This is a genomic window from Zobellia uliginosa (assembly GCF_018860745.1).
GTDB classification, from domain to species: domain Bacteria; phylum Bacteroidota; class Bacteroidia; order Flavobacteriales; family Flavobacteriaceae; genus Zobellia; species Zobellia uliginosa_B.
On sequence record NZ_JAHKPY010000001.1, the window covers coordinates 51,924 to 67,054 of the forward strand.

Annotated in this window: 14 protein-coding genes and 1 tRNA gene; 7 read left to right on the top strand and 8 right to left on the bottom strand. The window is 35.4% G+C overall.

What is annotated here, in order from left to right; translation table 11 throughout:
- Position 1: 1 nt before the first annotated feature.
- The gene (locus tag KO521_RS00220) at positions 2 to 1,519 is read left to right on the top strand and encodes a cellulase family glycosylhydrolase (protein ID WP_354668186.1); all 1,518 of its coding nucleotides are present in this window, start codon (positions 2 to 4) and stop codon (positions 1,517 to 1,519) included.
- 38 nt (positions 1,520 to 1,557) lie between these two features.
- On the opposite strand, the gene KO521_RS00225 is transcribed toward KO521_RS00220, so the two are convergent.
- Positions 1,558 to 1,860 (bottom strand): STAS domain-containing protein, encoded by a 303-nt coding sequence (locus tag KO521_RS00225; protein WP_215937914.1) that lies wholly within the window; start codon positions 1,858 to 1,860, stop codon positions 1,558 to 1,560.
- A gap of 220 nt (positions 1,861 to 2,080) precedes the next feature.
- On the opposite strand from KO521_RS00225, the gene KO521_RS00230 reads away from it, so the two are divergent.
- Positions 2,081 to 4,141 carry a tetratricopeptide repeat protein gene (locus tag KO521_RS00230; RefSeq protein WP_215937915.1) on the top strand — a complete coding sequence of 687 codons (2,061 nt, stop codon included), beginning with the start codon at positions 2,081 to 2,083 and terminating at the stop codon, positions 4,139 to 4,141.
- Positions 4,142 to 4,589: 448 nt separating this feature from the next.
- Here KO521_RS00230 and KO521_RS00235 read toward each other — a convergent pair whose 3' ends face one another.
- The 7 genes from KO521_RS00235 to KO521_RS00265 all read right to left on the bottom strand — a co-directional run bounded on the left by KO521_RS00235 (position 4,590) and on the right by KO521_RS00265 (position 10,828).
- Positions 4,590 to 5,306, bottom strand: coding sequence for a LytR/AlgR family response regulator transcription factor (locus KO521_RS00235; RefSeq protein WP_215937916.1), 717 nt, complete (start codon positions 5,304 to 5,306; stop codon positions 4,590 to 4,592).
- Positions 5,307 to 5,310: 4 nt separating this feature from the next.
- Positions 5,311 to 5,628 carry an Hpt domain-containing protein gene (locus KO521_RS00240; protein ID WP_215937917.1) on the bottom strand — a complete coding sequence of 106 codons (318 nt, stop codon included), beginning with the start codon at positions 5,626 to 5,628 and terminating at the stop codon, positions 5,311 to 5,313.
- A gap of 4 nt (positions 5,629 to 5,632) precedes the next feature.
- Positions 5,633 to 6,691 carry a sensor histidine kinase gene (locus KO521_RS00245; RefSeq protein ID WP_215937918.1) on the bottom strand — a complete coding sequence of 353 codons (1,059 nt, stop codon included), beginning with the start codon at positions 6,689 to 6,691 and terminating at the stop codon, positions 5,633 to 5,635.
- Complete coding sequence (locus KO521_RS00250; RefSeq protein WP_215937919.1) at positions 6,691 to 7,824, bottom strand: FIST signal transduction protein; 1,134 nt, start codon at positions 7,822 to 7,824, stop codon at positions 6,691 to 6,693. Before KO521_RS00250 ends, KO521_RS00245 begins: the two co-directional genes overlap by 1 nt.
- Before the next feature lie 2 nt (positions 7,825 to 7,826).
- Positions 7,827 to 9,815 carry a PAS domain-containing sensor histidine kinase gene (locus KO521_RS00255; RefSeq protein ID WP_215937920.1) on the bottom strand — a complete coding sequence of 663 codons (1,989 nt, stop codon included), beginning with the start codon at positions 9,813 to 9,815 and terminating at the stop codon, positions 7,827 to 7,829.
- The gene (locus KO521_RS00260; protein WP_215937921.1) at positions 9,808 to 10,350 is read right to left on the bottom strand and encodes a heme NO-binding domain-containing protein; all 543 of its coding nucleotides are present in this window, start codon (positions 10,348 to 10,350) and stop codon (positions 9,808 to 9,810) included. Before KO521_RS00260 ends, KO521_RS00255 begins: the two co-directional genes overlap by 8 nt.
- A gap of 76 nt (positions 10,351 to 10,426) precedes the next feature.
- Positions 10,427 to 10,828, bottom strand: a complete 402-nt coding sequence (locus KO521_RS00265) for a response regulator (protein ID WP_215937922.1) — start codon at positions 10,826 to 10,828, stop codon at positions 10,427 to 10,429.
- Positions 10,829 to 11,202: 374 nt separating this feature from the next.
- Here KO521_RS00265 and KO521_RS00270 point away from each other — a divergent pair.
- The 5 genes from KO521_RS00270 (at position 11,203) to KO521_RS00290 (ending at position 15,127) form a co-directional block, all read left to right on the top strand.
- Positions 11,203 to 11,286 (top strand) — tRNA-Leu (locus tag KO521_RS00270).
- Between the two features lie 152 nt (positions 11,287 to 11,438).
- On the top strand, positions 11,439 to 12,338 hold the full coding sequence (locus tag KO521_RS00275) for a MerR family transcriptional regulator (RefSeq protein WP_215937923.1): 900 nt from the start codon (positions 11,439 to 11,441) through the stop codon (positions 12,336 to 12,338).
- Between the two features lie 23 nt (positions 12,339 to 12,361).
- A complete protein-coding gene (locus KO521_RS00280) occupies positions 12,362 to 13,819 on the top strand; it encodes a phytoene desaturase family protein (protein WP_215937924.1) in 1,458 nt (485 codons plus the stop codon).
- Between the two features lie 11 nt (positions 13,820 to 13,830).
- Positions 13,831 to 14,670 carry a phytoene/squalene synthase family protein gene (locus tag KO521_RS00285; protein ID WP_215937925.1) on the top strand — a complete coding sequence of 280 codons (840 nt, stop codon included), beginning with the start codon at positions 13,831 to 13,833 and terminating at the stop codon, positions 14,668 to 14,670.
- A gap of 1 nt (position 14,671) precedes the next feature.
- A complete protein-coding gene (locus KO521_RS00290; protein WP_215937926.1) occupies positions 14,672 to 15,127 on the top strand; it encodes a sterol desaturase family protein in 456 nt (151 codons plus the stop codon).
- The last annotated feature ends 4 nt before the right edge of the window (positions 15,128 to 15,131 follow it).

Sequence of the window (15,131 nt, forward strand, 5' to 3'; positions counted from 1 at the left end):
AATGAACAGAACCTTATATCGTGTTTTTCTACTGATTACGTTTCTGGCCATAAACGGTCTTATTCTATTTGGTATTAGCAGCGCCCTATCCTATCTGAACACAGGTGCAGACCGTACTTCTATGCTTCACTTGCATGAAGAAATCTCTGCCAGCTATTTACCAAAAATTGAATGGGAGATTGCTATGAACGAGGGTCGTCCCATGGAAGACCAGACTTTAGGGGAAATAGAACGTGACTACCTTAGTGCATGGCAAGTACGCAATGCTGCTTACGCCAATAATGTACCATATGGAATAGCCGACTATTATACGGATAGTATGCGTACAGAACTTTTTAAGATAACAGACCTAAACCTAAAAAATAAAGTAACCCTACAAACCACAACATTAGAACATCACCCTAAATTAGATTTCTATAGTACAGATGGTAAACTCGTGATTTTTACGGATAAAAATGTTTCTGCCTACGAAGCGGTGTATAGAGATGATAAGCTGATTACCAAGCGTAACCTAAAATCAGATTATAAAGTTATGTTGCTATTAGAAGATGGTTTCTGGAGGATTCGCCAATTAGTTGAAACGTTCTTGCCCGAGGAGACCATTGGGGAACGAACAAAGGTTCAAGATTTTGACAACTTTCATTTTAAAGGCATAAACTACTACCCACAAGATACACCTTGGGATATGTTCGGGAAACAATTTAACGATTCGATTATTGCACATGATTTTGAACTTATGGCCAGAATGGGGGTCAACAGTTTACGGATTTTTATTCCATACGAATCTTTTGGCAAAGAATATGTGGACTCCGAAAAGTTGGAAAAAGTTAAATTGACCCTTGATATCGCCGAGAAAAACGGACTTCAAGTGATGCCAACTTTATTTGATTTTTACGGTAATTATAGCGTTCATGATTGGACGATGACCAACCGCCATGTTGAGCAAGTTGTAGAAGCCCTTAAAGACCATAAGGCCATCGTTGCCTGGGATGTAAAGAATGAGCCAGATTTAGATTTTGAATCTCGAGGCAAAGAACTGGTGCTTTCTTGGTTGGAACAAACGGTAGAACGCATCCGTAAAATAGACCCTAATAACCCAATTACTATAGGATGGTCAAGTCCCGAAGCAGCAATCAATCTGAAAGATCAATTAAATCTAGTCTCTTTTCATTACTACCGGGGAGCAGCTGAATTTGAAAGTGCTTTCCGTAATTTAAAAAATGAGGTGACAGACAAGCCATTATTGCTACAAGAGTATGGTTACTCTTCTTATGACGGTATTTGGAACGCCTATACCGGTTCGGAAAAGAAAGAAAAAGAATATATGGAAACCATGCAAAAAGTTGTGGAGAAAGAAAAGTTGTCCCATATGATTTGGACACTCTATGATTTTAGAAACATACCAACTTCTGTAGTTGGGCGCCTACCTTGGAGAAAAGTTCGTCAGCGTCATTTTGGTCTTCTTGATTCTAAAGGGAAGAAAAAACCGGTGTACGATATTTTCTTTAACGAAAAATAATAATCCATAAAATTTACAACCAAACAAGAGACAAAAGCCTAGGCTTGATTGACTCCCAATATATGCGTTGAATTTATTTCCTGTAGAATAGACAGAACATCTGCATTCTTTTTTCCAAGGATGGTTAGTTGTCTATTATTTTTGATAGCGTTTTCATATAATTCTTTAAGAGCACTTGCTCCATTTACATCAATACTGGTGATGCGTTCCAAATTTATGACGATTCGTCTATCCGAACCAAAATATCTACCAATATGACGGCTAAGAATGGTGGCACTATTACTATTCAATGTTCCATAAATGCAAAATATTCCACGGGACTCTGCGATTTGTAAAGGCATAATTAAAAAAAATTTAAGTTTATTTTTAGTCTATAGCAAAATATGAAATGACGTACAGAAGGTACGAAAATAAATGCACTGTAGATAGACAGTAAATAACTGTAGGTGAGTTGTTTTTATTGTTTTAAAGCATAAATAATATCCCCGAAACATTTTACAGTAAGATACCAATAAATTAAGTATACAGCCGTTATACTCTTGTGGTAAAAAACTTACTTTAATGTTAAAACTCAATACGTTCTGTTTATTCTTGTTCCTTTCTTTCTACGGAATGGCACAAAGTCCACTTCAACCAGGTTTCACCTTATTGGAAAATGGGGATTTTGAACAAGCAGAGGCTTTTTTTGAAGGTTACCTTGCAGATGACCCGAAGAATAAAACTGCACTAATATGTTACGGTCGCGCTGTAGGCTTGAGCGGCGAACCGGAAAAAGCCACAGGAATGTTTTCTGAACTTTTAAAAGAATACCCTGGCGATTTTGAAATACAGATAAATTACAACGAATCTTTTCTTTGGGACAAAAAATTTCAGCAAGCAGAGCCACTATACGCTCAGCTTGTGAAAGAGTACCCAGAAAATTTTGGAGCTGTTCTAGGATATGCCAATACCTTAAGTAATTTAAAGAAATACGAAAAGGCATTGGAATGGGTAGAAAGAGCTTTAATTATACAACCCGGAAATATAAGTGCAAAGACCTCTAGAAAATACATGCGCCTTGGGTATGCCAACGCCTATGTAAACCAACAGAATTACAAAAAAGGAGAAACATTACTGAAAGAGATATTTGTAGATTTCCCAGAAGATAGAGATGCTTTGTTAAACCTTGCCAACCTCTATTTGATTACAAAGGAAACAGAAAAAGCAAAATCAACATACAAACGTCTTTCAACCTCCAAAAAAGATTCGATTACCGCACTTAACGGTATTGCTCTTGCCGAACATATTGGGGAGAATGACAAACAAGCTCTGGTAATTGCGACAACAGCAAAAGAAAAAGCAATTGAGCTTGGCGATGAAACTATTAAAGAGCAGACTTATGACCGTTACGTTCAAGCTTTAATTTGGAATAGGAAGTACAAAAAAGCTAAAGAAGAGATAGCAGTGTTAGAAACTCATTATAATAACAGAAATTGGATATATGCTCTTAAAGCAATGTTCGGACTCTACACGGGCTCTCCTAAAAAGAGTGTGGAAAATTATAATGCCATTCTCAAAAATGATAGCACTTCTTTTGATGGTAATCTAGGAAAAGCCAATGCACTTTTCGCGGCTGACCGAATTATACCGGCTTATAATGCCGCTTTTGGTACTTTAAAGGTCTTCAAGGACCAAAAGGATGCCCTAGGTTTTATTGATAAGCTAAACATCTCCTTTACACCCACTATAGAGGAACACCTTGCCTATACTTTTGATAATGGAAAAAACGTAGCTTTTTCAACCAATACAATTGCTACGGTACCCTTATCTACAAAGTTGAGCACTAATCTTTCGTACAATTACAGAACTACCGAAAATACTATTACGAACAATAAGGCAAGCTCTCATGTTCTTTCAGCAGGTTTCGATTACAAACTATTCCCTAAAACTACGTTCAAGGCTGTTTTAGGTTTAAATAAATCTAGTTTTGGTTCTGAATCTTATTCTCAGCCCGTTATAGATACAAAGCTATTGTTACAACCGTTTAAATTGCAAAATCTTGAATTGGGTTATAAGCGAGAGATTCAAAGTTTTAATGCTGACCTGATTGAACGTGAAATTGTAATGAACCATTTTGGTCTGAACTATAACCTAGGCACCAATTTTAATTTAGGATGGTACACACAAGCTATTCACACCACACAGAGTGATAATAATACCCGAAATCTATTGTTTACATCGCTATACTACAATGTAATGCGCAAACCTGCTCTTAAGGTTGGGGTAAACTACCAATATCTTTCTTTTGCAGAGCAAGTACCTACCATTTACTTTAGTCCTGAAAAATATCAGGCCGTTGAACTATTTGCTGACTTAAGAGGTGATATATCAGTAAAGACAAAATATATGATGAGTGCGGCAACCGGTTTACAACAAGTAGAGAAAGACCCAAACACTGTAATATTTAGAGCAGAAACGGGCATTACCCATGAATTCTCTAAACGTTTTAGTGGCAATCTATATGGCAAGTACAGTAACATTGCCTCTGCGACCGCAGCTGGTTTTGAATTTACAGAAATTGGTCTTAAATTAAAATGGCTAATGACCAAGAAGCCTCTGTTCTATAAGAAAATCGCTAAATAATTCCTCCCCCTACTTCTAGCCGTAGAACAAAAAAAGACAACCTTTCACTTAAGAAAGATTGTCTTGATACAAATTGTATTCTCACGAACCCAAATTAAAATGAGAATATTTTCTAGGAAAACTTGTTCCTAATACTGTTTTATATCTTACCTAGTAGGTAAGTACTTACGATGGATAAAGTGTTGTTTTTAGAATAAAAAAAATCTACTTATTCTAATAGTTCCAGATACTCATTACGGCTAGTACTATGCCGATGATTACTGAAACAAGCACCCCTATCAAACGTATAGCGGCTCCTTTGGTATTTAAGATGTATAGAAGATTTGCTTTCATGAGTAGATGGCTTTAATATTCATTACAAATTTACATCTGATAATCAAAAATAGGAAAGCACTTACGGTGAATTACTTTAACCTATAGATGAACGGTAAAAAATTGTAGAAGTACTTTAAACCAAATTTAAACGCCTCATGAGTTCTGGTCGATTTGATCGACTAATGGGAATTACCATCTTTTTAATTAATACACTATTATCCTCTATATCAATGATTTTAGTAAAGTTGATAACGTAGGACCTGTGAATTTGAAGAAATATTTTTTCTGGTAATTTATCCTTTATTTTCTTAAGTGTGGTATGTACGCGGTAATCTTTATTTTCGGTTGAAATATCAATATAATCTCCTTTTGCCTTAACCACCAATATTTCATCAAAATGAAGCTTTATCAATCGCTTATCTATGTTGATATAAAGATCTTGGACAGCATCTGTATTAGAAATAGACCTTGTATTAGGTGCAGCTGTAGGTTCCTTGTCAAGAGCTTTTTTTATTTTTTGTACGGATTTTTCAAATCTATCTGCAGTTAAAGGTTTAACCATATAGTCTACAATAGCCTCATACTCATAAGCTGCGATTGCAAATTCAGTATCAGATGTTGTCAAAACAACCTTTGGACAATTTTTTAAAGTCTGTACAAAATCAACACCGCTAAAACCGGGCATATGAATATCTAAAAAAACGACATCTACGTCTTGCTGATTCAAAAATTTAATAGCGTCTATAGCATTATCATATTCACCAACCACATCTAACTCAGGAATTCCAGAGCAATGTTTTGCTACTATGGCCCGTGCCGTTGCCTCGTCATCTACAATAATACAAGTCATGCTACTATAAGGTTTTAAGAAAAGCTTCTATATTAATTAAAGTGTGTCTAAAATCTTGGTCCATATCTGTCTTACCGTCGCGTAGTTGTTCCTCAAAAGTAACTGCGTATCGGTATGCTTCTTCCATGCTTAAAATATTGAACTTATGTTTTAATTTATGCACAACATCCGCAGCTTCCAGATTGTCTTTACCATCTATGTGTTCTTTGTAACTGGCAAACTCCACAGGAAATTCATCCTTCAAGATAGAAATAAATTTTTGTTCGAACTCTATATCGTCTCCAGATAATTCTTTAATATATCTAAGGTTAGGCTGTTCCATAACACTATTTTTTTAACGTAAACGAAAAATCTGCTCCCATATTCTCCTCGGACTTTAATTCTATAGAACCACCGTATAATTTGATAATTTTTTTAGCCAACGCCAATCCTACACCTGCAGCGCTATCATTATTCTCTAATTTTTTAAACATTTCAAAAATCGATTCTTGATGTTTAAGTGGAATTCCTTTTCCGTTGTCCACTACAGAAAACTTCCAAAACTCTTTATCTTCTTCATATTTTATAGTGATAATACCTTTTTCTAAATGTTCAGTTGCGGTAATTGCGTTGGTTGTTAAGTATGCGAAAACCTGTTCAATCAGATGTTTTTCAATATGGATTACCGGAAAATGAGCATCATAATTTAAACTCACATTGTCAGGTAAAGGCAAATAACCCTCTATTTCCTTTAGTAGGATATTGATATCAACATTCATTTTAGATTCCATCTTAGAACCAATTGTAGCGTGCTCTAGAATTCCATTTATCAGGTTGTCCATTTTAACCAAATTTTCCGAGGCTAAGTTCAAATTTTCCTTGCCCTCCTCTGATATATTGTTTTCACAGTCCTCCTTAATCCAGCTTAATAAAGCGTTTATATTACGAATAGGAGACTTTAAATCATGCGATACCATTTGCACGTAATTATTAAGTGACTCATTTTGAGATTCTAAATCTTCAAAAAGTAAGTTTTTTTCTTCTGTGATTTTGGCTACCTGGGCAGCCAAATGACTAATATGTTTTGCGAGTTTTTCTACATCAAATTCCTTACTTTCCTCTTCCTGTAATTGGTCTTCTGTTACTAGATTTGTACTCAAACTATCCATTGCCAGTTCTAGGGACACTAAAATTTTCTTTTGTCTTTGTGCCTCTTTGGTCAACTCTCTATTTGCCTTAAACAATTCTTCTGAGCTAATTGTAGTAGCCCTTTGGATCATACTTAGCTTTTCATCATAATTCCTGTAAGACATCTCTACGGCATCCAAGAACTTCTGCATCTCAGTATCTTCCCTGAGATGGGCAGGTAGGTTTTTCTTTAGCTGTCGTTTTAAAAGGGAGTGCATTATTCGCTAAATAAGGTTAAGGTCATAGTTTGGTTATGTAATTTACAGGCATCCTGACCAGCAAATGGAGCCATTTCTCCGTAGGAATAAAAGCCAGTGATCGCTGTTCTATTTCCAATTACCGATATTACTTCTTCTACTTCTTCTTCCGTTCTCTGATCCATTACTAATTTTCTTCCAACACAGCTGACCAAAATAGCCAGTTCTGGCTTATTTTGTCTGCCTTTCATAGCATACTGTGCCGCCATACTTGCACCATCAACTATATCATCTACCGTAGACATCATTAATTGCACACGTGCGCCTTCAGGAACATCTCCTGCCAAAGTCATGGTATTGGCATCATCGTCTATGGTAAGAATTGTTCGTACCAGAGGCTCTGCTTTTTCATTTATACGAACACTTAATGGGTAAAGCAAAGCAGATGTTGGCAACTCCTTTGCTTTTTCTCCCAAATATTTTTTATATAAATCCAAAGCAGGTTGATCATCCAATTCAAAAAGTATGTTTTTTTCTGATTTTGTTATAATGCGTTCTGGTCCAAAGGGTGTCCAACCTCCATAATTGGCACTTGTTATTTCCAAAGATTTACCATAAAAGCCAATGGCTATTATCTCTCCCTCCTTTGGGCTCTCATTGTAGGACGCAAGGGTTCTTTCAAAACGATCATCATCACCGCATAAACCGCCGGATAATCCAATATTATTTATCCTAACGTCTTCAAAACCTTCTATTAAAGCACTACCGTTTATAGAACTTCCTTCAGATACCAAGAAAATATGTTTTAAGCCTTCCTTGGAAAATTCATTGAGTAGCTTTTGTCCTAATTGATGCTCATCACTAGCTTCAGAAACATTCTTTCTCTTTACCTCAAAATTACATTTCTCAAACTCGATAGCAGTTAAAGAAACTGAACCTTGACGTACCGAATCTTCTATAATTTCACCTGCAGTACTACCAAAAACAATATGCCCATCTGGAAAAAGCGCTTTTACTTCTTTTAAAAGTGCTTGGTCTTCCAAAGCATATCTATTACCAAAAACTAAAACTAAAGGGTTATTTAACTTATGCTCGTTACCATTTAATATACGAAACGGTTGCTTTGCCTCTTTTACTGCCTGTGTAATTTTCATTTTTAGCTATTAAGGTTAGTTGGTTCTTTCTTGATGGTAAAGTGAAATTCAGTACCCATATCTTTTTCACTCTCCACCCACACTTCGCCTTCATAGCGATCTATAATTTTTTTAACTATTGATAGTCCTATACCCGTAGACCTTTCGTTTGCTCCTATGGATTGAAAGATCTCGAATATTTTCTTGTGATATTCCTTAGGTATCCCCACTCCATTATCTTTTATAGAAAACTGCCAATGTGATCTGTTTTCTACAAATAATACTTCTACAAGACCTACTTCCTTCTCAATATGTACCACGGCATTAGAAAGTATATTTTGAAACAATTGATGCATTTTAGTGCGGTCTGCCGAAATAGTCGGTAATTTTTCCGGCACTACAAGATTTACATGTTCAGGTATGAATATACTTTCTTTTATACTTTCCACAACTTCATTTAAATCAACACTAGAGTTATCTAGAGCTGAGTTATTAGCTGTTGAGTATTCTAGAATTCCTTGAATTAATTTATCCATTGAAGCCACTTTTTCCTGCATCAATGTTAAATTCTCCTGACCTGCTTCATCCAGAACATCTTTGTAATCATCTTGAATCCAAGTAGCTAGAGCACTTATACTTCGTAAAGGAGACTTTAAATCATGCGAAACAATGTGCGCATATTCCTGGAGCCCCTTGTTACTCTGTTCTAATTCTTTTACCAATAGTTCTTTTTGTTCCTCAAGTAGTTTTTGTTCAGTTACATCCAAATGAATTCCAACTGAACCTATTAGTTTTTTATCATTGTCATAACGTGGTGCACCACTCACCAACCAATTTTTTTTGAGTCCCTCTTTATTTATTACTTCCAGTTCATATGAATTTGATTCTCCTTCTATTCGTTTCTCGTTTTCTTCATCTAGGACACTTTTATTTTGAACACTAAGTATATCACTTCCTTTTTTTCCTAAAAGTTCTTCTTCTTTAAAACCACTCATTGCGCAAAAACTCTGGTTTACAAGTTGAATAACATCATTAGTATCTACCTCTACAAGACCAAGATTCATATTGGCTATAATACTGGCGTACTTTTCTCGCTCATAATTTAATCTCTCCTCTGCTTCGCGCTCTCTTGTAATATCTTCTACCATTGCCAAGGTGTACTTTAGATTTCCCTTAGCATCTCTAACCGCACTTACCGAGGTCTTGCCAACTAAGCAGCCCCCTTCTTTTTTATAGTATCGCTTTACAACTACTGCAGTGTCTATTTTGCCTTCAGCCATTTGCTTCCCAATTTCTTGAGATGGGGTTCCTTCAATATCCTTGGAAAAATCCGAGATTTGCATGGTTTTGAATTCTGCTTCTGTATACCCAAGAAGTTCCGTAAATGTGCTGTTGGATTTAATAATCTTACTACCTACGCTTAATACTATTCCCAAAGGAGAGCTTTCAACAATAATATCAAGCTGTTTTCTCTGTTGGTCCAACAATTCCTTAATCTCCATTTCTTGGGTAATATCTCTAATAATACCCTGAGCTCCAATAGGTTCTTGTTTTGTATTGTAAATTAAACTGCTATTGATTTCTATCCACTTTTCATCTCCGTTCTTAACTGTAATCTTTGAGCGGTAGTTCTTAAGTGTGCCTATTTCTAGAAGATATTTAAACGATTCCGCAGTATATTGGAGATAATCCTCCTGTACAAGATTAGTTAGGTTAACCTTTTCTTTAGTGTTATCATAACCTAAAAATTCCTTGGCCGAAGCATTCATCTTTATAACCGTGGCCTGAAGATCCATTACTACGTACGGATCTATGATATTAACAAAAACGCCATCTAGCTCGGAAACCTTTTCACTCAATAAGTTTTCGAGGGTACTATTGGATTCCTTTAATCGTCTAGTGGTTTCGTAAAGCTCCGTAGATTTTTGTTCAAGGATTTTTTCAGCTTGTTGTCTGGCTTTCTTCTGCCGTTCTAATGCTCTTTTGAGAAGTTCAACTTCTTTATTATCCATTTTGAACAATATCAAATTTCACTTCGGTACCGTCATCTTTCAATAATTCATAACTGATTGTGGCCGTACCCCCAAAGTGTTCAAATGCTTTTTCTATAAGACCATGTGCCAAACGGTATAGACCTCTTGAGGAAGAATAGACCATGACAATATTCGTGTCCGTTTTATCCAGTATTTTAAATGTAGGTAGTTCTGCGTCTGGATATAGCTTTTTTACATGTACATGAATATGGTCTTCTATACAGTAAAGAAGCCCTAAAGGAGTATTGTAATTTTTAATGACCTCTGGATGGGAGTTGGCTAAACCTGCAAAAAGATACAGACCAAACGCATAAATAAGATCACCGACCGGAATTTTAGTTTCTTCACTTAATCCGGTAATAAGTGTTACCATCTCATTGAACTCATACGTTCCTACGGAAGTATAAATACCTTCAGATGGTAATTGACCATTTTCTATAATATTATCTAGAGTCTCAAGGCCAAATTTTTGTTCGACCATCTCTAGAAACTCTGTAAAAACAATACCCTTCATACTTTATGATTTATTAACTAAAAGTAGGAAAAGTTGTATTGTTTATATAATTTTTGTTGTGAAATGCACTATTCTGTTAGCCTTTAACCAATTGGTTGATGTCCCAGTACTCTAGAACTTTATGAAGTTTAGATTGATAATCTTCATATTTTAATGGTTTGATGACGTAGCCAGCTACACCCTTTTTGTAACATTCTAATAAATCTGCTCTATTTTCAGATGTTGTAAGAATAATTGTAGGAAGATATTTTAAAACTTCATCTTCTCTAAGAATACTCAAGAATTCTATACCATTCATTCGTGGCATATTAAGGTCCAGCAAAATAATATCCGGCAACCTATTACCCGATCGTAAAATTTCTAAGGCATCTTCACCATTCTTGGTTTCAATAATATTATGCTTGAGTTCTAATTTTTTAACGGTCCTCTGTAATTTCATTACCTCAATAGCATCATCTTCAATTAACAAAATATCCATAGCCTAATAATTTAAGTGAATCACAAATCTCTATAATTACAAATGTAATATTGACTGTATGTAGACCAATAACGCTTAACTGTAGACGAATGGAAAATTATACCAGATAAACGAAATCCGTTTTTTCTGGTTCTTCTCAATATTTACAGCTGTTAACATCTAATTATGGTCTACTTCGTAAACCACATTTTTGTTATCAATATAATAAGCAACTACACTTCAACGAGTTAACCCCGTTTCTTATTGTAATTTTAAAACTTCTTTGAATACAATATATATTTTACAGATATTTGCATCCTGTTTTAAACAAAAATGGCGTTGCAAACTTTAGTTTCTTCTAATTATACCATTATTAAAACAATAAAAAACCTCCTGCGCACGTGGCGGAATTGGTAGACGCGCCAGCTTGAGGGGCTGGTGGCCATTAGGCCGTGGAAGTTCGAGTCTTCTCGTGCGCACATTAAACCATCAACATTCTGTTGATGGTTTTTTTTATATCCGTATCTTGTATCTGGGATTTATACTATTACTTTTTTTTGCGAAAGAGCACACTTCCACTCCCAAACCAAGAATAAAATTGTTAAATTTGTTTAATGTTTATAACAAAAAGATGAACAACACTAAAAAAACGTTCAGCATCCGTGATTTAGAGAACCTTTCAGGTATCAAAGCACATACCATAAGAATTTGGGAAAAAAGATACAATCTGCTTTCACCGGAGAGAACAGATACCAATATAAGAAGGTACAGTTTGGAGAGCCTCCAAAAGCTACTGAACATTACTCTTCTATACAGTAATGGTCATAAAATTTCTAAAATCGCTAATCTCAAGGAGAATAAAATTCCTGAGATTGTTAATGAACTTATATCTAAAAACAACAATAATCAGATAACTAATACCTTTAAGCTGTCCATGATTAATTTTGATCAGCAGCTTTTTACACAAACATTTAAAAATCTACTTCTAGAAAAATCGTTCGCAGAGATTTTCAAAGAAGTTTTCATACCGCTATTAAATGAACTTGGTCTACTTTGGCAGACAGATACCATTTGTCCAGCACATGAACATTTTATTTCCAACTTGGTAAAACAGAAAATCTTGATCAGCACTCAAGAATTACCCGTTTTTCCTAACCATGATCAAAAAAAGACCACATTTGTAGCTTATCTACCTGAAAACGAAATTCATGAAATAGGTCTACTTTACTTAAATTATGAGGTCGTTTTGAGAGGATATAAATCTATTTACCTAGGACAAACCGTTCCTTTGGAAAGTTTGGAAGAAGTAATGAAAACGTTTGAAAATACCACCTTTCTATCCTATTTCACGGTATCACCGTCTAAAGACAAGATTATTGACTATATCAAACAATTCAATGTGCTTTCAGCAAGCTACTCTAATACCAAACTTTGGCTATTAGGCCCTCAAACCAAACATTTGGAAAATGAAAAATTACCTAACACAATAGAAATTTTTAATTCAATCGAAAAAATTGTTGAACGACTTTAAACTACACATTTACTATAACCAAAATGCATAAAAAAATTGCCATAATAGGTTCAGGTTTTTCTTCACTATCCGCTTCATGCTATCTTGCGCAGGCAGGTCATGAGGTAACTATATATGAAAAGAATAAAACGGTTGGTGGCAGAGCAAGACAACTTGTTAGAGATGGTTTTACTTTTGATATGGGTCCTAGTTGGTATTGGATGCCAGACATCTTTGAAAAGTTTTTTAATGATTTTGGTAAGAAAACTTCAGATTATTATCAACTGGATAAGTTAAGCCCTGCTTATAAAATTTTCTTCTCGGATGACACAATCACTATTGGTGATTGTATGGATGATATATGTGATGAATTTGACCGCATTGAACCTGGAAGCGCTAGACATTTAAGAAACTTCATTAGCAAGGCACAAAAGAATTATGATATTGCTATTAATAAAGTAGTATTGCGCCCTGGCCTATCGCCACTAGAACTTGTTACTCCGGAGACTGCACTACGAGTAGATCAATTTTTCAAAACTATAAGCAGTGAGGTCCGTAAAAAATTTCGGAATAAAAAATTAGTATCCACTTTAGAATTTCCCGTACTTTTCTTGGGGGCAAAACCTAGTAAAACCCCTTCGTTCTATAGTTTTATGAATTATGCAGATTTTGGTCTAGGTACGTGGCATCCAAAAGGTGGAATGTATGAAATTGTAAAGGCTATGAAAAATCTGGCCGAAGAATTGGGGGTAAAAATACAAACTGAATCCCCCGCGATAAAAATTAATGTTGAAAACAGAAAAACCATTGGCATACAGGCTAATGGAGAGGATATTTTAGCAGATGTGGTCCTAAGTGGAGCGGATTACCATCATTCGGAGTCTTTGTTAGAACCTAAGTACCGCCAATACTCAGAAGCCTATTGGAATAAAAAGACTTTTGCTCCTTCATCTCTTTTATTTTACATAGGCATTGATAAGAAGTTGGAGAATGTAGAACATCATAATCTATTTTTTGACACCGATTTTGAAAGACACGCAAATGAAATCTATGACCGACCAAGTTGGCCAGAAGATCCTTTATTCTACGCAAATTTTCCATCTGTTACCGATCATAGTATGGCTCCTAAAAATTCTGAAACCGGATTTTTTCTCATTCCAATTGCAACGAATTTGACGGACACACCAGAATTACGAAATCAATACTTTGATATTGTGATGGATAGATTTGAAAAACGCACCGGTCAGAACATAAAAAATAATATTATATTTAAGGAGTCTTTCTGTGTAAATGACTTTGTGGAGCAATACAACTCGTATAAAGGAAATGCTTATGGTATGGCAAACACACTACGTCAAACCGCATTTTTACGACCAGGTCTTAAAAGCAGTAAAGTAAAAAACTTATATTTCACCGGCCAGTTGACCGTACCAGGTCCTGGGGTTCCTCCGGCTCTAATTTCGGGAAAGCTTGTCTCCCAATTAATAGATAAGAACATCTAAAAGCCAACACTATGAAAGCCTTATTTGATAAAGTATCTTACCAATGTAGCCAGATTGTAACAGAGTCTTATAGTACTTCGTTTACACTGGCCACCAAAATGTTGGCAACTTCCATTAGATCAGATATTTATAATATTTATGGTTTTGTACGCTTTGCTGATGAAATTGTGGACACTTTTGACCAATATGACAAAGAGAAACTTTTCAATCAGTTTGAAACAAGTCTGAAAGACGCCCTGGAGCAGCGAATAAGTTTAAACCCTATTCTCAATTCCTTTCAGCATACCTATCATAAATATGAAATACCGTATGAGTTAGTTGCTTCGTTTATGAAAAGTATGCGAATGGACCTTTATAAGACCGTTTACAGTACTGATGAAGAGTACAAAGAATATATTTATGGATCTGCGGATGTAGTGGGGCTAATGTGTCTAAAAGTATTTGTGAAGGGGGATATAGAGAAATATAACAGCCTTAAGGAAACTGCAATGGCTTTAGGTTCGGCCTTTCAAAAAGTGAATTTTTTACGTGACCTTAAAAGCGACTTTGAAGATTTAAATAGAAGTTATTTTCCAAATACGGATTTGGCCATGTTGGACGAAGCATCCAAAACCAGAATCGTAAATGAGATAAAAGCCGATTTTCAACTAGCTTACACCGGAATTCTTCAACTTCCAAATGAAGCCAAATTTGGGGTCTATACCGCATATAAGTACTATTACAAATTATTGAAAAAACTGCAACGCACGCCATCTTTGGAAATTAGAAAAGTTCGTATACGCGTTCCTAACTACGAGAAGTTTGGTGTCCTTGCCAAATCATATGTAAATTATAAATTGAATTTAGTCTAGAATGAAAACAATTATTTGGTTAGCCTTATTTTTTGGCACATTTTCCTTTATGGAATTTATGGCCTGGTTTACCCATAAATATATTATGCATGGTTTTCTGTGGAGCTTACACCAAGACCATCATAAAAAAGACCACGATTCCTGGTTCGAAAGGAATGATGCTTTTTTTATATTTTATGCTATTGTAAGCATGGCTCTTTTTTACTCTGGAGCACAAACTTCGTTTTGGTATGGTTGGCCTCTTGGTTTCGGAATCTTAGCTTATGGTATAGCTTACTTTCTAGTACACGATATTTTTATACATCAACGGTTTAAGCTTTTCCGTAACGCAGATCATTGGTACGCCAAAGGTGTTCGCAGAGCTCACAAAATACACCACAAACATATAGGTAAAGGAGATGGGGAGTGTTTTGGTATGCTAGTTGTTCCCTTTAAATACTTCAAGAACAAAAAGTAGTGGT

Coding starts and splice junctions, on each gene's coding strand:
- KO521_RS00235 (WP_215937916.1), bottom strand. CDS start 5,306: ATGACTTGTATTATTGTAGATGACGAGGCAACGGCACGGGCCATAGTA.
- KO521_RS00260 (WP_215937921.1), bottom strand. CDS start 10,350: ATGAAGGGTATTGTTTTTACAGAGTTTCTAGAGATGGTCGAACAAAAA.
- KO521_RS00290 (WP_215937926.1), top strand. CDS start 14,672: ATGAAAACAATTATTTGGTTAGCCTTATTTTTTGGCACATTTTCCTTT.
- KO521_RS00220 (WP_354668186.1), top strand. CDS start 2: ATGAACAGAACCTTATATCGTGTTTTTCTACTGATTACGTTTCTGGCC.
- KO521_RS00275 (WP_215937923.1), top strand. CDS start 11,439: ATGAACAACACTAAAAAAACGTTCAGCATCCGTGATTTAGAGAACCTT.
- KO521_RS00245 (WP_215937918.1), bottom strand. CDS start 6,691: ATGCACTCCCTTTTAAAACGACAGCTAAAGAAAAACCTACCTGCCCAT.
- KO521_RS00240 (WP_215937917.1), bottom strand. CDS start 5,628: ATGGAACAGCCTAACCTTAGATATATTAAAGAATTATCTGGAGACGAT.
- KO521_RS00265 (WP_215937922.1), bottom strand. CDS start 10,828: ATGGATATTTTGTTAATTGAAGATGATGCTATTGAGGTAATGAAATTA.
- KO521_RS00255 (WP_215937920.1), bottom strand. CDS start 9,815: ATGGATAATAAAGAAGTTGAACTTCTCAAAAGAGCATTAGAACGGCAG.
- KO521_RS00285 (WP_215937925.1), top strand. CDS start 13,831: ATGAAAGCCTTATTTGATAAAGTATCTTACCAATGTAGCCAGATTGTA.
- KO521_RS00230 (WP_215937915.1), top strand. CDS start 2,081: ATGTTAAAACTCAATACGTTCTGTTTATTCTTGTTCCTTTCTTTCTAC.
- KO521_RS00250 (WP_215937919.1), bottom strand. CDS start 7,824: ATGAAAATTACACAGGCAGTAAAAGAGGCAAAGCAACCGTTTCGTATA.
- KO521_RS00225 (WP_215937914.1), bottom strand. CDS start 1,860: ATGCCTTTACAAATCGCAGAGTCCCGTGGAATATTTTGCATTTATGGA.
- KO521_RS00280 (WP_215937924.1), top strand. CDS start 12,362: ATGCATAAAAAAATTGCCATAATAGGTTCAGGTTTTTCTTCACTATCC.